Genomic DNA, 18,051 nt, shown 5'->3' with positions numbered 1-18,051 from the left:
TCTCAATGTTTTTGAAATGCGGGATGCCACGACAGAGTGATCCGCTCGAGAAAACGCGAGACGCTGTCAGCCGCCTTGCCAAGCAGCGCATAGATCAGGATGCTGAGCACGACGACGTCGATCAGCATGAACTCGCGCGCCTGCATCGCCATGTAGCCAAGTCCCGACGACGCCGCGATGGTCTCCGCCACGATCAGGGTCAGCCACATGATGCCAAGCGCGAACCGCACACCGACAAAGATCGATGGCAGCGCACCCGGAAAGATGACGCGGCGAAACAGCTCACCGCTGTTCATGCCGTAGATGCGCCCCATCTCGATCAGTTGCGGATCGACAGTACGGATGCCGTGCAGCGTATTCAGGTAAACCGGAAAGAATACGCCGAGCGCCACCAGAAACAGTTTCGCCGATTCCTCGATGCCGAACCACAGGATGACGAGCGGGATCAGCGCCAGATGCGGCACGTTGCGGATCATCTGCAACGTGGTGTCGGTGAGCTTGTCGCTGAACGGCGACAGCCCGTTTGCAAGGCCGAATGCAAAGCCGATGCCGCCGCCGATCAGAAAACCCACGACCGCTCGCCAGAAGCTGACCCAGATGTTGTAAACCAGCTCACCCGATTGCAGCGACTTCCAGCCCGCCAGCACCACGTCGGTCGGAGCCGGCAGCACACGCGCCGGCACATAGCCCCTGCTGCAGACGACCTGCCAGACAAGCAGGATAGCAGCCGGCAGAAGCCACTGAACGATGCCGTCAAGGCGCGGCAACCGCGATTTGCGATCACCTAAAAGCGCCTCCGCCATGCTCATGGACGCGCGGCCTCCCGCTGCAGCGGCCGCGCCTCGGTGGGGCGGCTTTCATTGGCGATGGTCTCGCCGAAAGGTCCGGTATTGAGTCGGATGGAGTTGACCTTGTCCCGCGCCGGCGGCGACAGCAGCGGGAACACCAGCTCGGCAAACCGGTAGGCTTCTTCCAGATGCGGATAGCCGGACAGAATGAACGTATCGATGCCGATGTCCTGATATTCCCTGATCCTGGCCGCAACCGTATCGGGATCTCCGACCAGCGCCGTTCCCGCGCCGCCGCGGACCAGCCCGACCCCGCCCCACAGATTCGGGCTGATTTCGAGTTTGTCGCGGCGCCCGCCGTGCAACTGCGCCATGCGCTGCTGTCCGACGGAGTCCATTCGCGAGAAGATCTTCTGCGCAGCCGCGATGGTGTCGTCAGTAACATACGAAATCAGTTCATCCGCCGCTCGCCATGCCTCGGCATTGGTCTCGCGCACAATGACGTGCAACCGGATCCCGAAACTGAGTTGTCGCCCGCGCGCGGCGGCCAGCGCGCGAACGCGGCTGACCTTGTCCGCGACCTGCGCCGGAGGCTCTCCCCAGGTCAGGTACTTGTCGACGGTATCGACCGCGACATCGATGCCTGCATCCGATGAGCCGCCGAAATAAAGCGGCGGGTGCGGCTGCTGTAACGGCTGAAACAGCAGGCGTCCGTCCTCGATGCGGATATGCTTGCCCTCGACATTCACGCTCTCGCCCGCCAGCAATCTCCGATACACGTTCAGAAACTCCCGGGTCACGACATAGCGCTCGTCGTGATCGAGATAGACGCCATCGCCCTTGTTTTCGACCGGGTCCCCGCCGCTTACAACGTTGATGAGCAGCCGGCCATTGGACACCCGATCAAGCGTCGCGGTCATCCGCGCCGCGACGGTCGGCGATTGCAGGCCAGGCCGCACCGCCACCAGATAACGCAGACGCTCTGTCCACGGCGCGACAGCCGAAGCAGTCACCCACGAATCCTCGCAGCTACGACCCGTCGGCAGCAGCACCCCGTAGTAGCCGAGCTGATCGGCGGCCTGTGCGATCTGGCGCAGGTAACTGAAACTCACCTCGCGGCCGCCGGTGGTTGTGCCAAGATAGCGGCCATCACCGTGCGTCGGCAGAAACCAGAGCAGCTTCACTTTTGCAGCCGGAGCGACACTCATAATCCGGCCTTTCTGACGATCGAAGAGACGACCAGCGGCTTCGGCAGAAGTCCCAATGCATGGAAGGTGTCAGCGATGCTCTGCTGGCTGGCGACCACCTTGTCGTCGAGTGGCCGGATTCCATAGGTCTGGCGCTTGAGAGCGATCTCCAGCACAGGAGCAGGAATGCCGATGCCGGCACTGAGTTCCTCGGCAACCGCCGCCTCCTTGCCATCGGCCCAACGATCAATATCGCCGAGCGCATCGATCACCGCATCGACAATCTGCGGGTGGGCTGAGGTAAATTTCTGGCTGGCGAGATAGAACTGGTGATTGAGCGCAAGCCCCGTCCCGTCGGCAAGAGTGCGGGCGCCCGTCGCGACTTCCGCAGAAGCCTGATACGGATCCCAGATCACCCAGGCATCAACGGAGCCGCGCTCGAATGCGGCGCGGGCATCAGCCGGCGCGAGAAACACCGGTTCGATGTCAGCGTATTTCAGGCCTGCCTTCTCCAAGGCCTTCACCAGCAGGTAGTGAACGTTCGATCCCTTGTTGAAGGCGACCTTCCTGCCTTTGAGGTCCGCAACTTGCGTGATCGATGACGTCTTTGGCACCAGGATCGCTTCCCCCTTCGGCGCTGGCGGCTCATGCGCAACATAAAGAAACTGCGCGCCCGCCGCCTGACCGAAGATCGGTGGCGACTCACCGGCGTGCCCGAAGTCGATCGCATCAACGTTCAGCGCTTCGAGCAGCGGCGGGCCTGATGGAAATTCCTTCCATTCGACCTTGAAACCCAGAGGGGCGAGCTTCCGCTCAAGGGTCCCCTTACCCTTGAGCAGAATGAGGTTCCCGTACTTCTGGTAGCCAACGCGAACGACCTTGTCATGAGCATGGGATACGCCCATGGACGCCGCCACGACGCTTATCGACAAGATTGCAACCATCATCAATCGTTCGAGCGAACGCATGTTAAAATCTCCAATCAGAGTGTAATGGCTGAGGGTGTTAGGCTCGCCCGGCCGTCAACGCCGTCGCGACGACAATGCCCAGAAAATCAGGCTTGGCTATCAAGCCTATCGACGACACCTCGTCCGGCTACGACGGCTGCCAGCGGCCAGCTTCTTGCTCAACGCCGATTCTCGTGCCGCAACAATGATGGCCTTTGCGATTATCAAGGTCGCTGCGTTTCAATTAAATCTCCCATCTGGTTCTTTATCGCGGGATCCAGATTCCGGATCAGATCGAACTCTGACGATGGGATGATGCGCAGCAGAACGGCGAATGTCGATACGTAAGAGAAAATAACAACGCTACCGCTGTTATTTACGAAAGCTCGCCACGTTTGTTTTGAATGGAAGAAAGTCACGCATCGTTTTATCTCCCATAGTTTATGGCCATTCGTTCGGTAGGTGCGCATACTCCATTTGCAACTCGCAAAAGCAATTTATTGCGCGCATCGCCTGTCGGATCAGCCGTACAAAACGACTGCAATAGCGATTGGAGCGAGAATGCAGCCGACTAACGTCGAACTCGTTGAAGGCGCCACGGCGCTGGCACTAACCTGGCCTGATTGCGGCGTCCGGCGTCTTAAAGCGGAACGGCTCCGCCGCGCCAGCCGCGCGGCCACGGAAATTCGTCGTCAGGCCGATGGCGTCGAGCTTTATCTTCCGCCCGATCTACATGTGATCTTGATCGAAGCGATCGGGAGTTACGCATTGCGCCTTTCGTTCTCGGATGGACATGATCGTGGCATCTATCCGTGGTCCTATCTGCGCGAACTCGCCGACCAGACTGCGAATTGAGAGCGACTGCGATGGACGAGATCAGGGAGGGTTCAACTGAAGTATCGTGCGACGTGCTCGTGATCGGCGGCGGAACAGCCGGGCCGATGGCCGCCTATCGAGCGAAGCGCCGTAATCCCAACATGCGCGTGATACTTCTCGAGAAAGCGAACGTGAAGCGTTCGGGAGCGATTGCCATGGGCATGGATGGCCTTAACAACGCGGTCATCCCCGGTTATGCGACGCCGGAGCAATACACCAAGGAGATCACCATCGCGAATGATGGCATATGCGATCAGGCTCCGGTTTATAAGTATGCGTCACGATGCTTCGAGATGATTCAGGAGCTCGACAGGTTCGGCATCAAGTTTCAGAAGACTGAGAATGGTGATTTCGACGTCAAGAAAGTTCATCATCTGGGTTCATATGTCTTGCCGATGCCCAATGGCGATACCGTCAAGAAGGCGCTCTATCGACAGTTGCGTCGCGAAAAAGTTCTTATTTCCAACCGCTACATGGCGACCCGATTATTGACCGGCCGCAACGGTCAGGTTGCCGGCGCCATCGCCGTCAACACGCGTGACGCGGAATTCCTGGTGATACGCGCCAAGACCGTCATCCTTTGCGCCGGCGCTGCAGGCCGGCTTGGCCTGCCGCAATCCGGATATCTCTGGGGGACATACGAGAACGCCGCCAATTCCGGTGACGGCTACGCGATGGCGTATCACGCCGGCGCGGGGCTCGCGAACTTAGAGTGTTACCAGATCAATCCACTGATCAAGGATTACAATGGTCCTGCCTGCGCCTATGTAGCCGGTCCTTTCGGTGGTTACACGACCAATAACGACGGCAACCGCTTCATCGAATGTGATTATTGGTCCGGGCAGATGATACAGGAGTTCTATAACGAGCTGCAATCTGGAAAGGGGCCTGTCTTTCTGAAGCTCGATCACCTCCACAGCGACACGATCGGCGAGATCGAGGCGGTACTGCACAATGTCGAGCGGCCCTCGCGGGGGCGCTTTCATCAGAACCGCGGCACGGATTATCGCGAGCGGATGATCGAGATGCACATTTCCGAGATCGGATTCTGCTCCGGTCACAGCGCGTCAGGCGTGTTTGTCGATGAATTCGCGCGGACCACGGTGACGGGACTTTACGCCGCAGGCGATATGGCCAGCGTCCCGCATAACTACATGCTCGGGGCGTTCACGAACGGCGCGGTCGCCGGTGAACATGCAGCCGGTTTTGCCGAGGAGATCGATCTTCCCGACTATGACATCGGCGAAGTTGAGCGCGAGAAGACCCGCGTCCTGGCGCCCACAAAACGCGACGACGGCGTTCCTCCGAACCAGATTGAGTACAAGACGCGCCGCCTTGTGAACGATTATCTTCAGCCGCCCAAGGTGACGGCCAAGATGAATCTTGGCCGGATGCGGCTGGCGGAAGTGCGCGATGATCTCGAAAACCGCATGGTGGCACGCGACGCCCACGAGCTGATGCGTTCATTGGAAGCGGCCTCGATTATCGACTGCGCGGACATGGCGGCGACGGCGTCGCTGTTTCGCACGGAGAGCCGCTGGGGGTTCTATCATCATCGCGTCGACTTCCCGGAGAAGAACAATGACGAGTGGTTCTGCCACAGCATCCTTCGCAAGCAGGATGGGCGGATGACCGTGGAGAAGCGGCCGGTCGCCGACTATATCGTTCCGATCGAGGAATCGGAGCGATCCGCCTATGACCGCCAACGCATCCGTAAGTCTGCTTGACGAGGATATCCATGCCTATTGCTCATATGCCAACAACGGTGCCGGTTGTCGTGGACGAGGCCAAGTGCATCGCCGACAAGGGATGCACGGTATGCGTGGATGTCTGTCCGCTCGATGTGTTGCGGATCAGTGATCTCACGGGCAAGGCCTATATGAAGTACGACGAGTGCTGGTATTGCATGCCGTGCGAAACCGATTGCCCGACCGGCGCCGTGACCGTCAACATTCCATACCTGTTGCGCTAAGATGTGGCATCTTGAACCGTTCGAGGATTTCGGCGACGTGGACGAGATCGCCCGGGGGCTGTCGAGTGCGGATGCTTCCGTTCGGCGTCTCGCGGTCATTGAGCTTGCCGAAACGTCGAACAGCGCGGCGGTTTCATACTTGTCGCAGGCGACCGCCGATCCGTCGTCGGATGTCCGATTGCAGGCGGCGCGCGCGCTCGGCGAATTCGATGGCTCGGAAGTGGCCGAAGCCTTGGTGCAGGTCGTGACCGACCCGGTTCCGGATGTAGCTCGGGCCGCCGCGGACAGCCTGGCGGAGCTTCGTGATCCCGAAGTAAGTGAGGTTCTGCTTCCTTTCGTGTCACACAGTTCGTCTTTCGTGCGGGCAGCGATTTTTCGCGCGCTGAAGGCGCTGCAGGTGAATGCGTCTCTGAGTCCCGCTGTTGCGGCGCTGGCGGACAGCGATGCCGCGGTGCGGGCTCAGGCCGTCGGTGTGATCGGATATCTCAAACGTCTCGATACGCTCCCATCGCTTATTCGCGCGTCGACAGATGCCAGCGCCAGCGTGCGATTAGCCGCTATCAGTGCACTATCCTTTGCGCGAAACGAATCTGCCGCCCAGGCCTCGGCCGACGCGCTTGCGGACGATGACTGGCAGGTGCGGGCCGCAGCGGCGGAAACAATCGGACGCGTGGGTTCGCCATCGACGTCAGGAACGCTCATACGCTCGCTCGACGATAGCTACTGGCTGGTGCGGCAGAAGGTTTTGCAGAGTCTGGGCAAGCTCGGCCCGCCCGACGCCGTTTCAGCGATCGTGCGATTTCTTTCCGATGAAGTCCCGTCCGTTCGCAAGGAAGCGGCTGCGGCGCTCGGCGAGATTTCCGAACCAAGCGCGCGCGAGGCGCTGGAAAAATGCGCCCTTGATCCGGATCCGGATGTCCGCAAAACGGTGCTTTGGGCTCTCAACCGGCTTGGCGTGGATTGACTATTCCCGAAACAGAATTTTCTTGAGAAGATCGAGGCGCTTGATCCGAATAATGTTGCCATCGATGGCGATGATCTGCTCATTCTGAAATCGCTTCAGCATCATGGTGACCCACTGACGGGTCGATCCGACCATCGCCGCGATCTGGTCATGGGTGACCTTGCGATTGATGATCACCGAGTCGCCGCCGTCAATTCCATATAGCTCGGACAAGTTCACCAGATACTGCGCAAGCCTTTCGATGACAGACCGCGTTCCCAGCATCTGCGCCATCGACGAATAACACTCCCCTTTCGCGATCAATCCGTCGATCATCGCCAGCGCGAAGTCCGGCATCTGAAGCAGAAGTTTCCGCAGCACTGCGCTTGGCAGCATCGTAATCGCGCAATCTTCAGCGGCTACACCAGACCACATATACACGCCGCCGCCGGATACTCCCGGACCTCCGATGAAATGCCCGGGGGTCCAATAGGCAAGGGTGATCTCGCGGCCGGACGGCGCGGAGTAATAGACCCGTACCTGACCGCGGTCGATGATGAAAATACCATCATGATGTTCGCCCTGGCTGAAGACGGGATCTCCTTGCCGTACGATGAGACAGCGGCCGGCTGCACGCACTTGCGCACGCTGCTCGACGGACAGGCGATCGAGAAACCGCGCGCCGACATTCAGGCCCTCAATGGTTTCGCTCATGAACAGCGCGGAGTGAGCGGCGGCATTCGCAAGCTCGTTCGAACCCGTCGAAGTCCTCTCCTCATCTGGATGATGCAGGCGAGCGATGGCGCGCGGCTGTCCCAAGAATCTGGAAGGCGCGATCGCAGTAACGTGCTTGACGGTCGTCATATGCCGCTTGCCTGTTGGTTTCGAGAGCAACCTAAAATCGATACTGCGGCAAAGTCTACCTGCTTGATCGATTCAAACCGAAATTAAGTAAGGTTCACGCGCAGATCGACACCGGTCGAACTGATTTATCCTCCAATCCGCCGATCGTGGGAAAATCTTTGACCTGTCGCTTGATGCGGCGTAACGGCGCCGCCGATCCGGTCGACCGGGAGCGCAAGTAATTGCTTCAGCTCCACCTTGTTCGAATCGATGGTTCGCGAGTCGACGTTAACATCGAGAGACGGCTCCATGATCTCTTTCAGAGTTACGAGGATGATTTCTGGCATCGCGGTTGCGATGATCGGCCTGCTAGGTGCGACGAACGCCGTCCACGCCGAAGCTATTACGATAGGTATCGGTCATCAGAGCATGTGCACCGACACCTATGCCGCTGGGATCATCGTCAAGGAATTGAAGATTCTCGAAAAGCATCTGCCACGCAGCGGAAAATATGCCGACGTCACCTACAACATCAAATGGGATGACTATGCGTCTGGCGGTCCCATTACCAACCAGATGCTGGCTGGAAAGCTCGACATCGGCGTGATGGGAGATTACCCCGTCATCGTGAACGGCGCCAAGTTCCAGGCCACGAAGAGCTTGAACACAATTTTGGTATCGAGCACAGGATACAATCTTCGAGGTGCGGGTAACGCCATCGTCGTTCCCGCGTCATCCAATGTCTATTCTCTCGCCCAGCTGAAGGGCCGTTCCATTTCAACCCCGTACGGCAGTGCCGCCTGGGGGATGCTCATCAAGGCACTGGAAGATGCGCATCTTTCCTTGAACGACGTCGATTTGAAGAATCAGGCCCCATCAGTCGGCGCCGCGAATATCGCCACGGGGAAAATCGATGCGCATGCGGATTTCTGCCCGTGGTCGGAAGTCATGGAGTACCGCGGCACCGGACGAAAAATCTATGACGGAAGCCAAGCAGGCGTCCCTTATCTGCATGGTGTCGTTGTTCGAAAGGATTTCGTCGACAAGTATCCTGAGATCATCGTGGCTTTCATCAAGGCGATTCACGATGCCGGTGAATGGCTGAAAAAGGATCCGGCACTGGCGGCTGCGCAGATGGAAAAATGGACCGGCGTCGAAAAGGAGGTGCTGTATCTCTATTATTCGCGCGGCGGGCATCTCACGGTCGATCCCACGCTGAAGCCGCAGTGGATCGACACGCTCAAGTTCGATCATGGCGTGCTTGCGCGCGCCGATCTTTCGCCGACGCTCGATTTCAAGGAATGGGTCGACGACCGATACGTCAAGAAAGCCTATGCGGATCTTGGGCTTGATTATGCCGCTCAGAGCAAGCAGATCGTTGATCCGCTCATCGCCAATCGGGACTTGCCGAACGAGATCTGGCACGCGAAGGACGGCATTCTTTCTTACCCGACGACGGCGGCTTTCCTGAAGGCTGCGGCAGATTTTCACGCAACGGGCGTGAAGATCAATGCCGCCTACGTTTATGATCACGACACGGGACTTAAGCTGTTCGGAAAGACAGCCTTCTATGTCCGCAACAAGGATGGAAGCTATACCGCTTTCCTTCGCAAAGATCCGGCCGAGACCTATGCGGCGAAGACAGGCGGAGAGATTTCAACGTTCACGGAAGCGATCGCGAGGCAGGCGATCTAGACCATGTCCAACGAAATCGTGTCCGTGAGTGATGGCATGTTGACGGATGCGCCGGCTGAGCCACGGCGTATCGTCAGCCTTCCGAACGGATTCAGGTCGGCGGCTTCGAGCGTGTTGATCGCCGCGGCCTCGCTATCCGCGGGACTTCTCTTCTGGCACTGGGCGACGCTAACGAGCCTCAACTTCTACGTCCGTTTCAACAATGTTCCGACGCCGGTTCAGGTTGCAGCCGCCTTTTGGCACGAACTCGGGGACAAGAGGTTCTATTTCCATGTTCTGTACAGCCTGCGGCGTATCGCGATCGCTTATGCGCTCGCGTCTGCGCTCGGCATCGGGCTCGGATTGGCGGTTGGCCGCTCGCGCTTGGCGCGCGCGATCATACTGCCTTATGTCGAAATTATCCGGCCGATCCCCGCCGTGGCGTGGATTCCACTCGCCATCCTGATGTGGCCGACTGAAGAGTCCTCCATCATCTACATCACCGCGCTCGGCGCAATGTTTCCGATCTTGCTGAACACTATTCACGGCGTCGAGCAGACACCGGAGATCCTGGTGCGGGCAGCGCAATCCCTCGGCGCTTCGCGCCTGGCTATTTTCCAACACGTCGTATTGCCTTCCGCTTTGCCGCATATCGTCACCGGTCTGGCCATCGGCATGGGCGTGTCCTGGTTCTCGTTGCTCGCCGGCGAGATCATCAGCGGACAGTACGGCATCGGCTATTTCACCTGGAATGCCTATTCGCTGATCCTTTATCCGGAGATCGTTGTCGGCATGATCGTCATCGGTCTGCTGGGGGCGGTCTCGACCCATGCTGTTCGTTGGCTGACGAGTCCTCTGCTCGCCTGGCAAAGGAACCCGCGATGACCGGATTTAGGGTGATTGCGCAGACCGTCCGCGCGCATTGGGGCATCCTGACTCTGACAAGCGCGGGACTTATCGTAGCTTACTATGTGGCGCAGATTGCGGTTCTCTATTTTCGTCTCGGCCATCTACCGAACTACGTCACGGCGTACGACTATCCGGCCAATGTCGCGCAGATCATCCGCTCGACCCCGGCCATGTCGGATATGATCCCCATCATTCTCAATGAATGGATTCTCGAGATCGGCTATATGGACTATAATTACGGTCACGGCATTGCCCAATGGACCATGGGAATTTTGCCGTCAAAGCTCCTTATGATCGCGATCGTCTCCGCGCTCATTAGCTTAAATGCCCTGCTCTGGAGGACGACGCGTCACTCCTGCTCTCATCTGGAGAGGCGGAGTCTTGTCGGAGCAGCCGGTCTCGGAGCCGTGATGGCCGGCCTGGTCAACATCTCCCTGAGCTGGGTCGTATGCTGCGGAACGCCGGCCTGGATCGTTGGACTTGCTCTCCTTGGACTTGACATCGGCCTGGCGTTCACACTTGAGCCGTTTGGAGTTTGGATCGCATCCGTGGGCTTCGCTTTTCTAGCCATGTCAACCTTACGGCTGGCAAGCCATAACCTCACCGTTCAATCCACCGCACGACGGACCAGCTTGCTTCCGGAGATCGCGTGAACAGAACTCTCGCTCAGCCGGCGAAAGCCGGGATCAGCCGGTCGGCGCAAACCGGCCATATCGTTCTCGATCGCGTGACGGTTCGCTTCGGCGAGGATGTCAGGGGACGCCGCGCCATTTTTGACACGTCGCTGGAGATCAGACCGCGTGAATTCGTTTGCCTGCTTGGCCCTTCCGGCTGCGGTAAGTCCACCTTGCTCAATTGCATCGCAGGTTACATCCGGCCGTCGTCCGGCAAGGTCAGGGTCGATGGCCGCATCGTCGAGCGGCCAGGTCCCGAGCGTGGTATGGTCTTTCAGCAATACTCCCTCTTTCCCTGGAAGACTGTTCGCGACAACATCGCTTTCGGTCCGCTACGCGCCGGAAGGAAGCGTGCGGATGCATTGGCGATCGCCGATCATTTCCTAGAGATGATCGGGTTGTCCGGGTTTTCAAAACGCTATCCCGCCGAGCTTTCCGGCGGCATGCAACAGCGGGTCGGCATTGCCCGGGCGCTCGCCAACTATCCAAGCGTCTTGCTGATGGATGAGCCTTTTGGAGCGCTCGATGCGCAGACGCGCGCGATGATGCAGGAAAGCCTGTTGCGCATCTGGAGTGAGGTCGAGACCACCGTTGTGTTTGTCACTCATGACGTCGATGAGGCGATCTTCCTTGCCGACCGGATCGTGGTCATGAGCGCCGGGCCGGGCCGGATCATCGCGGATCAAGACGTACCCCTGCTGCGGCCGCGCAGTCCCGATATCCTAACCGACGGTACGTTCATTCGTATCAAGAAGTCCTGCCTAGCCAAGATTCGTGCCGAAAGCCTTAAGGCCTTCCAGCAGCAGAACCGTTAATGTTACGCCTCCTTATCGTGAGCACGGGTAACCTGGCTGCCTTTGCGCTTCTCGCCTTCGCTCCGTCTACGCTTGCCGACGCTATCGTCGATGCGCCGGACCGACCCTGGGAGGCTTGCGGCAATTGCCACGGTATCGACGGTATAAGTGCGACCGCGCATTTTCCCAAGCTTGCGGGTCAAAAGCGCGCTTACATCGAAAAGCAGCTGCGTGATTTTCGTTCCGGGCTGCGAACCAACGATCATGGACAAATGAGCGGGACCGATGATTTCCCGGATCATGCGCTGGAACTCGCAGCCGCCTATTTTAGCCAGCTTCCGGCGCCTTCGCCGGCAAATCATGTGGACAACGACATCTCGCGTGCGAGGACGATCGTTGACTTCGGCCTGCCGGAAGCAGGAGTTCCGGCGTGCCGATCATGCCACAATGCCGATGCCAACATCGAACCGTGGCTCGAGGCTCAACATGCGGGGTATCTGGCGAAGCAGTTGAAGGACTTCAAATCCGGCGTTCGCGGAAACGACAAGACCATGGCTGACATTGCGCGGCGCTTATCCGACGATGATATCGAGAAGGTTTCCGGCTTTCTTGCGTCAACGCCGAGGCCTCCCGGCAAGCGCTAACCGAGAATATTCCACTCGCTCAGACGGCGACTATCTCGCCCACATATGTTGGACGGCGTCCAGCCAGATCAATTGGCGAACTCAGAACAAGAATGAACTATCAGTGTAAAGCCGAGCTGACACCCAGGTAGCGGCGCTGAAGTGCCTCGTCGGCGCTCAATTTAGCCGATGGAAGCGTAGCTGCAATTCTGCCGCCAAGCATGACAGCGACCGTATCGGAAACGGAAGTGGCCACCCGCAGGTTCTGCTCGATCAACAGAAGACCGATCTTGTCGAGTGTCAGCCGCTTCAGAATATCGATCAATTGATCGACAATCACGGGCGCCAACCCTTCCGACGGTTCGTCCATGATGATCAATCTTGGATTGCGTAGCAGCGCGCGGGCTATGGCAAGCATCTGCTGCTCTCCGCCCGACAACTGCGCGCCGCCGTTCGATCTCCTCTCGGCGAGCCGGGGAAACGTGTCGTAGATCCGCTCCGGGGTCCAGGCCGCCTTTTTGCTCCGGCTTGCGAGCTTGATGTGTTCATCAACAGAAAGCGAAGGAAAGACCCGCCTTCCCTGCGGAACGATCGCAATTCCACGCCGCGCGACCTGCATCGCAGACTTGCGATCAAGAGGCTCGCTATCGAGCGCGATGGAACCGCTGCGAACCGGTATCATTCCCATAATGGCATAGCAGAACGTGGTCTTTCCCATGCCGTTGCGTCCGACAACGGACATAGGCTTATCGCCGACGTCGAGCGAGACCCCATGAAGGATCTCAGCGCGGCCATAGTTGACGTGCAAATTTTCGACCGACAACATTACGCAGCCTCGCCCAGATAAATCGCCTGCACAGTAGGATCGCGCTCGACCTTGTCAGGTGTCCGCTCGACCACGATCGCACCGTCCTTCATCACCGTGACGATATCGGCAATCGGCAAGGCGATATCCATATCGTGCTCCACCACCACGAGTGTCAGAGAACGCGGTAACTCATGCAGCGTTCTTAGCAGTTCCGGTCGATCCCCAGGCGAAAGACCGGCGGCAGGCTCGTCCAGCATGAGAAGCTTCGGTTCGGCGGCGAGCGCCATGCCTAGTTCCAACTGGCGACGCTGCCCGTGCGAGAGATCACGCACGTCTGTATCCAGTTGATGGCGGATGCGTACACGGTCCGCGATCTCTCGCGCTCGCGCGAGATCGGAATCATTGGCCCTGGGACGCAAAAGCGAGAACCGGCCTCTTTTGATTCCCCGTATGGCGAGAAAGATATTGTCGAGAACGGTAAGTCCATCGAACAGAAGCGAGTTCTGGTAAGTTCGTGCGATGCCGATACGGGCCCGCATATGCTGTTTGAGATCCGTGATGTCACGTCCAAGAAATCGAATGGATCCAGCTCTCGGCGAATAGTCACCGCAGACGACATTGAAAAGCGTCGTTTTACCAGCGCCGTTCGGCCCCAGAATGACGCGACGCTCACCCTGCGCCACGATGAGATTGACACCTGAGAGGATCGGAGCTCCACCGAAACTGAATCCGATCCCTGACAGTTCAAGCGTCGGCGGGCGAGATTGTGTTGCGGCACATATCCGCAAGACTCCCCGAGAATTCGGCTGTCTCCGGTTGCTGCCATAGTCTGTCATATCTTCACATTTCCGGTGTTGTTGCGGGACGGCGCGCCAAGCGCGACGTACTTGTCTTCAGGGAATCCGAGGGTCTGGTTTACGTTTGGAATTTTCTTGAACACCACCGACTGCAGCCGCTTGTCCTGCACCTCGACCTTGGTGAGGAAATTGTCGGAAATCGCCTGCCTGTTGTGATCGAGCTTCACATGCGCGTCGATATAATTCTTGAATTCAAGCTTTCGCAGCGCTTCACGGAAAGCCTCCTGGTTTCCGGAGAGATCTCCGTCAACGGCATTGAGCGCGAGCAGCGCCGCCTGCAAGTTGGTGGAATAGGAGAACGCAAGCGTGCCCGGCGTCTGCTGCCCGACATCCTTGCTCCAGCGCTTGACATAGCGCGCCTGAAAATCCTTCCAGACCGGGTTGTCGTAGTAATCCCCGATCGGGCCGGCGGATATGGTGCCTTCGAGCACCTTCCGATGGGGACCGCGAGCTGAGAACAGCGTCTGATCCGCAAGCAGAGTCCCCCCGAGAAGCGGCAACGAGCCGCCAGCCTGCGCATACTGCGTAAGGAAGGCCAATCCATCAGATCCGCCATAGACGACGTAGAGCGCTCCGGATGATTTCGGTATCTGCGCAATCAGCGACGTGTAGTCGGACGTCCCGAACGGCGTCCAGAGATAGTTGAGCTTTCCGCCTGCTCGCGTGAATTCAAGGCTGAACCCGAACACCTGCGAATAAGGAAAGGCGTAGTCCGAAGCAACAACCGTAACCTCGTCGAGGTTAAGGGCATTCCTGGTGTACTCACCGAGCCCCGCGGTCCATTGCGTACCGTCCGTGCTGAACCGGAAATAGTTCGGCGACGAGTTGCGCAGCGTATTATCCTGCGAGGCGGACGAACCGTTGATGAAGGTCTTGTTCGGCACCGTGCGCGAGTAATCGCGAACGGCGATACCTTCGGCTCCCGATAATGGCCCGATCACGATGTCCGCACGATCCTGCTCGATCAGCTTTCGAGTTCGTGCAAGCGCGACGTCCGGCTTGGCGTTCGAGGATTCCCGAATCCATTCGATCTTGCGACCGCCCGCTTTGTAGCCAGCTTCCTCAAGGAGAAGTTCAATTACACGGTAGGCATCCTGCCCATTGACGGCGAGCGGCCCTTCCAGTGAGGCCAGCGTGCCGAGCCTGATAGGAGCTGGGTCCGCATGGACGGCCGGAGCGAAGACGGCGGAGCCCGCAATGGCTGCTGCGCCTTGAAGGACTTGCCTCCTGGTCGGATTAATAGCCATGGTCATGATCCTCGAATCGATTTGGTTAGGGAGCGATAGTGGGTCGCGAGCGCGATACGGAGCTTCGATCGCGCGCTAACAAGGTCTTGCCTCGCTTCATCAGGCCTATGATCCCGTCAGGAGAGGCAACGACAATGGTCAGAAAGACCGCGCCGATGAGTGTATTGAATCGATCGCGGTCATAGATATCGGCCGCGAAAGTGTCGAAGACCGTGAAAATGAATGCACCGATGAACGCGCCGATGGGATGACCCAGGCCGCCGATGACCGCGATGATCAGAATGCTGATCGTGGCATGGGTGGACACGGTACCAGGCGAGATTCCGATGTTGTAGAAGGTGAGCAACACGCCGCCGATCCCCGCGACGAAACCGGCGAGGCCAAACGCCACGATACGATGCAGGGCGGCATTGAATCCAAGCGCTGAAACACGCCGCGGATTATCGCGAATGCCTTGCAGGACTAGCCCGAGAGGAGCACGGCTGACGTAAATCACAAGCGCGTAGAGAGCCACGGACACGGCAAGGACCGCATAGTAGAAGATCGCTGGCGTGCGCAAGGGAGCGCCAAGAATATCCGGGCCCATCACATTGCGAATCCCCTCATAGCCATTGAGGAATTCGACGTTGGCCTGCACGAAGAAGTAGAAACTCACCGCGATCGCGAGCGTGATCATCAGCAGATAGATCTCACGTGTCCGAACCGCGACAGCGCCAATGGTAAGTCCCGCAAGAGTCGAGAATGCCAGCGCGAGAGTGACCGACAGTGCGTAAGGAAGCTGAAAGCTATTGGCCGGTATGGCGTCCGGCACGGTCACGGCGATCGTGTATCCGGCAACCCCGGCAGGGACCATTTGAACGAGCGAGATAAACCCGCCATAATGCGCCAGGAACGTGAGCGAGAGCGCCACGATTCCGAAGATCATGGCCCGGACAAATATGTTGACCGTCCAGAACTCAGGCAGAACAGCCGGAAGCGCGACGAGCGTTATCAGAAGAGCGGCAGTCACCAGAGACGGCAAAGCGAAGGAACGTCCGCTGAACTTCTGAGACGAAGACTCTACAGCGCTCATGAGATCTTCCTTCCAAGAAGACCGTGAGGCCTGAACGCGAGTACGGCCACCATGATAAGCAATGTGAGCATCACCGAATAAGTCGGGAACAACGATTGTCCGAACTGTTCCGCCATTCCGACCAGAAGCGCGCCGAGCGCCGTCCCGGGCAGGGATCCCATGCCACCCACGATCACGACGACAAGTGATGTCAGCAGGAACTCGATATCCTTCTCCTGGCCGAAAGGTTGCGCCGTGCCACCTATGACCCCGGCCAAACCGGCGAGAGCGGCGCCGATCGCAAAAATGATGACTGAAATGAGCGGAACGTTGACGCCTTGCGCCGCCAGCATCGCCCGATCATCGACGCCGGCGCGCACCACGATGCCGAGCTTTGTCCGCTGCAGGATCAGCCAAAGACCGAAGCCGACACCGATCGCCACTACCACCTGAAATAGACGGAAAGTTGAATACTGACCGCCTTGAACGAGCGGCACCGGCACGGAGCCAAATAGAATGTCAGGCGCATAGAATTGTTGACTCAGTCCGCCAAAGATAGCCAACAACTGATCCGCGACGATAATGGAGATTCCGATCGTCACGAGCGTCTGGCGCAGTTCCTGACCCTGCATCCAACCGAGAAAGACCACCTGCAGAACGACGCCAAGAATAGCCGATGCGGAAATTCCTGCCGCCAACGCGACAATCCAGGCATAGGCGTTGCCGTCGTCGTAAAGCGGATAGAAAACGGCGACGCCGGCATACGCTCCGACAAGGAATAGCGTTCCGTGCGCCATGTTCACGGAGCGCATCAGACCAAAGATCAGCGAAAATCCGATCGCCACGATAAAGTAGAGAGCGGAGACGGTAAGACCGTTGAGCGCCACCGTCAGAAACAATTCGAGACTCAAGCTCCGCGCTCCACCATTCTGATGTCACCGCGCTCTTTCAACGCGTGAAGATTATATACCAAATGCGAGGCAGATTTATTTTACGTATTTTTTGTACTGCAAGCGATCTTATGCGCCCGAATGATCGGTGCCCGCACATAATCTTCCTTTGAGAACGTCCGCTGTATCCATCAATCGCGAGAGCTCCTTGGATAGATATCGTCCGTCATCTCTTCAGATAGTCCGCGATGGAACATCTCGCCGGAGTGCGCTCGATTCTCTCCGGAGAACCGCACGCAACTAAAGGTGCATACTGGTATTTCCGGTACTCGTAGCACGCGTTCCATATTGAACGGTCCACTGACATCGCATAACCGCGGGCGATGATCCGATTCCCGACCAGGATTCTAGATTCTGTTTCAGTGCTCTTTCGTCTCACTCGGCTCGCAACGATCTGAACGAACCCACACCGCGGTACGATATTCTTCGGAGAAGACTTCATACATTCAGGATCTTCTTCCTTCGACGCACATGTCGGGAGCTAAGATCTACACTCTGTTGGCGCGCACGATTCATCAGCGTCGATAACTCTATCGATATCGCGCCACATCTGACGACAGAGATAGAAGTCATGACAGCCTGCATCAAGTTTGTCCTTTGATTGAGCCTTCTGGCGCACGCGCAAGGTGGCACATAATTCTGTTGATCAGACTCCGCGCACTCAAGATCTTCCTTCTTAGTAGCGCTTCGAGTCATGAGCATACTTATGTTTTGTTTGATGCTGTCTTCATGTTGACACCATTCGATGTGTGTCGATAGCTATATCGACAGGCCGCTGGCCTTACGCATCACAAGTCGTCCAGATTTAGACTGTTGTCGTTCTTTGAGTGACTGCACGAACTCTTCATTGATGAGGAGTGCGCAGCATTCGCGGACGGCTGCGCCAGTCATGGATTGCGTGAAACGTT

18 protein-coding genes are annotated in these 18,051 nt (G+C 58.0%); 9 read left to right on the top strand and 9 right to left on the bottom strand.

Annotation, left to right across the window (positions count from 1 at the left end; all coding sequences use genetic code 11):
- Positions 1-2: 2 nt before the first annotated feature.
- Genes NWI01_RS15140 through NWI01_RS15130 form a run of 3 tightly spaced genes read right to left on the bottom strand, consistent with a single transcriptional unit; the run spans position 3 to position 2,943 of the window.
- Positions 3-809 (bottom strand): ABC transporter permease subunit, encoded by an 807-nt coding sequence (locus NWI01_RS15140; protein WP_141384815.1) that lies wholly within the window; start codon positions 807-809, stop codon positions 3-5.
- On the bottom strand, positions 806-1,996 hold the full coding sequence (ssuD, locus tag NWI01_RS15135) for an FMNH2-dependent alkanesulfonate monooxygenase (protein WP_141384814.1): 1,191 nt from the start codon (positions 1,994-1,996) through the stop codon (positions 806-808). The genes NWI01_RS15140 and ssuD overlap by 4 nt, the downstream gene beginning before the upstream one ends.
- On the bottom strand, positions 1,993-2,943 hold the full coding sequence (locus NWI01_RS15130; protein WP_141384813.1) for a sulfonate ABC transporter substrate-binding protein: 951 nt from the start codon (positions 2,941-2,943) through the stop codon (positions 1,993-1,995). The genes ssuD and NWI01_RS15130 overlap by 4 nt, the downstream gene beginning before the upstream one ends.
- Before the next feature lie 540 nt (positions 2,944-3,483).
- Here NWI01_RS15130 and NWI01_RS15125 point away from each other — a divergent pair.
- Genes NWI01_RS15125 through NWI01_RS15110 form a run of 4 tightly spaced genes read left to right on the top strand, consistent with a single transcriptional unit; the run spans position 3,484 to position 6,734 of the window.
- Positions 3,484-3,777: a gamma-butyrobetaine hydroxylase-like domain-containing protein gene (locus NWI01_RS15125; RefSeq protein WP_141384812.1), complete on the top strand. Its 294-nt coding sequence runs from the start codon at positions 3,484-3,486 to the stop codon at positions 3,775-3,777.
- 11 nt (positions 3,778-3,788) lie between these two features.
- Positions 3,789-5,525 (top strand): fumarate reductase/succinate dehydrogenase flavoprotein subunit, encoded by a 1,737-nt coding sequence (locus tag NWI01_RS15120; protein ID WP_141384811.1) that lies wholly within the window; start codon positions 3,789-3,791, stop codon positions 5,523-5,525.
- 11 nt (positions 5,526-5,536) lie between these two features.
- Positions 5,537-5,770 carry a 4Fe-4S dicluster domain-containing protein gene (locus NWI01_RS15115; protein ID WP_141384810.1) on the top strand — a complete coding sequence of 78 codons (234 nt, stop codon included), beginning with the start codon at positions 5,537-5,539 and terminating at the stop codon, positions 5,768-5,770.
- 1 nt (position 5,771) lies between these two features.
- Positions 5,772-6,734, top strand: a complete 963-nt coding sequence (locus NWI01_RS15110; RefSeq protein ID WP_141384809.1) for a HEAT repeat domain-containing protein — start codon at positions 5,772-5,774, stop codon at positions 6,732-6,734.
- Here the strand turns inward: NWI01_RS15110 and NWI01_RS15105 are convergent, their stop codons facing one another.
- On the bottom strand, positions 6,735-7,427 hold the full coding sequence (locus NWI01_RS15105; RefSeq protein ID WP_141384833.1) for a Crp/Fnr family transcriptional regulator: 693 nt from the start codon (positions 7,425-7,427) through the stop codon (positions 6,735-6,737).
- A 462-nt stretch (positions 7,428-7,889) separates the two neighbouring features.
- Between NWI01_RS15105 and NWI01_RS15100 the strand changes: the two genes are divergently transcribed.
- The 5 genes from NWI01_RS15100 to NWI01_RS19375 are packed head-to-tail and all read left to right on the top strand — an operon-like array spanning position 7,890 to position 12,251.
- Positions 7,890-9,251 carry an ABC transporter substrate-binding protein gene (locus tag NWI01_RS15100; RefSeq protein WP_244613799.1) on the top strand — a complete coding sequence of 454 codons (1,362 nt, stop codon included), beginning with the start codon at positions 7,890-7,892 and terminating at the stop codon, positions 9,249-9,251.
- 3 nt (positions 9,252-9,254) lie between these two features.
- Positions 9,255-10,115, top strand: coding sequence for an ABC transporter permease (locus NWI01_RS15095; protein WP_244613798.1), 861 nt, complete (start codon positions 9,255-9,257; stop codon positions 10,113-10,115).
- Positions 10,112-10,792, top strand: a complete 681-nt coding sequence (locus NWI01_RS15090; RefSeq protein ID WP_141384807.1) for a hypothetical protein — start codon at positions 10,112-10,114, stop codon at positions 10,790-10,792. Before NWI01_RS15095 ends, NWI01_RS15090 begins: the two co-directional genes overlap by 4 nt.
- Entirely contained in the window at positions 10,789-11,628 is an 840-nt protein-coding gene (locus tag NWI01_RS15085; protein WP_141384806.1) for an ABC transporter ATP-binding protein, read from the top strand. The genes NWI01_RS15090 and NWI01_RS15085 overlap by 4 nt, the downstream gene beginning before the upstream one ends.
- Positions 11,628-12,251, top strand: a complete 624-nt coding sequence (locus NWI01_RS19375) for a c-type cytochrome (protein ID WP_141384805.1) — start codon at positions 11,628-11,630, stop codon at positions 12,249-12,251. Before NWI01_RS15085 ends, NWI01_RS19375 begins: the two co-directional genes overlap by 1 nt.
- Positions 12,252-12,351: 100 nt before the next feature.
- Here NWI01_RS19375 and NWI01_RS15075 read toward each other — a convergent pair whose 3' ends face one another.
- From NWI01_RS15075 to NWI01_RS15055, 5 genes are read right to left on the bottom strand one after another with little or no spacing between them, the layout of a single operon-like run.
- Positions 12,352-13,056 carry an ABC transporter ATP-binding protein gene (locus NWI01_RS15075; RefSeq protein ID WP_141384804.1) on the bottom strand — a complete coding sequence of 235 codons (705 nt, stop codon included), beginning with the start codon at positions 13,054-13,056 and terminating at the stop codon, positions 12,352-12,354.
- Positions 13,056-13,874 carry an ABC transporter ATP-binding protein gene (locus tag NWI01_RS15070; RefSeq protein WP_141384803.1) on the bottom strand — a complete coding sequence of 273 codons (819 nt, stop codon included), beginning with the start codon at positions 13,872-13,874 and terminating at the stop codon, positions 13,056-13,058. Before NWI01_RS15070 ends, NWI01_RS15075 begins: the two co-directional genes overlap by 1 nt.
- Entirely contained in the window at positions 13,871-15,142 is a 1,272-nt protein-coding gene (locus tag NWI01_RS15065) for an ABC transporter substrate-binding protein (protein WP_141384802.1), read from the bottom strand. The genes NWI01_RS15070 and NWI01_RS15065 overlap by 4 nt, the downstream gene beginning before the upstream one ends.
- Before the next feature lie 25 nt (positions 15,143-15,167).
- Positions 15,168-16,214, bottom strand: coding sequence for a branched-chain amino acid ABC transporter permease (locus tag NWI01_RS15060; protein ID WP_141384801.1), 1,047 nt, complete (start codon positions 16,212-16,214; stop codon positions 15,168-15,170).
- The gene (locus NWI01_RS15055) at positions 16,211-17,104 is read right to left on the bottom strand and encodes a branched-chain amino acid ABC transporter permease (RefSeq protein WP_141384800.1); all 894 of its coding nucleotides are present in this window, start codon (positions 17,102-17,104) and stop codon (positions 16,211-16,213) included. Before NWI01_RS15055 ends, NWI01_RS15060 begins: the two co-directional genes overlap by 4 nt.
- Positions 17,105-18,051: the final 947 nt, after the last annotated feature.

Source organism: Nitrobacter winogradskyi, from assembly GCF_006539545.1.
Lineage (GTDB): Bacteria > Pseudomonadota > Alphaproteobacteria > Rhizobiales > Xanthobacteraceae > Nitrobacter > Nitrobacter winogradskyi_A.
Note: the sequence above shows the minus strand (reverse complement) of the source record. Positions and strands in the feature narration are given on the sequence as shown.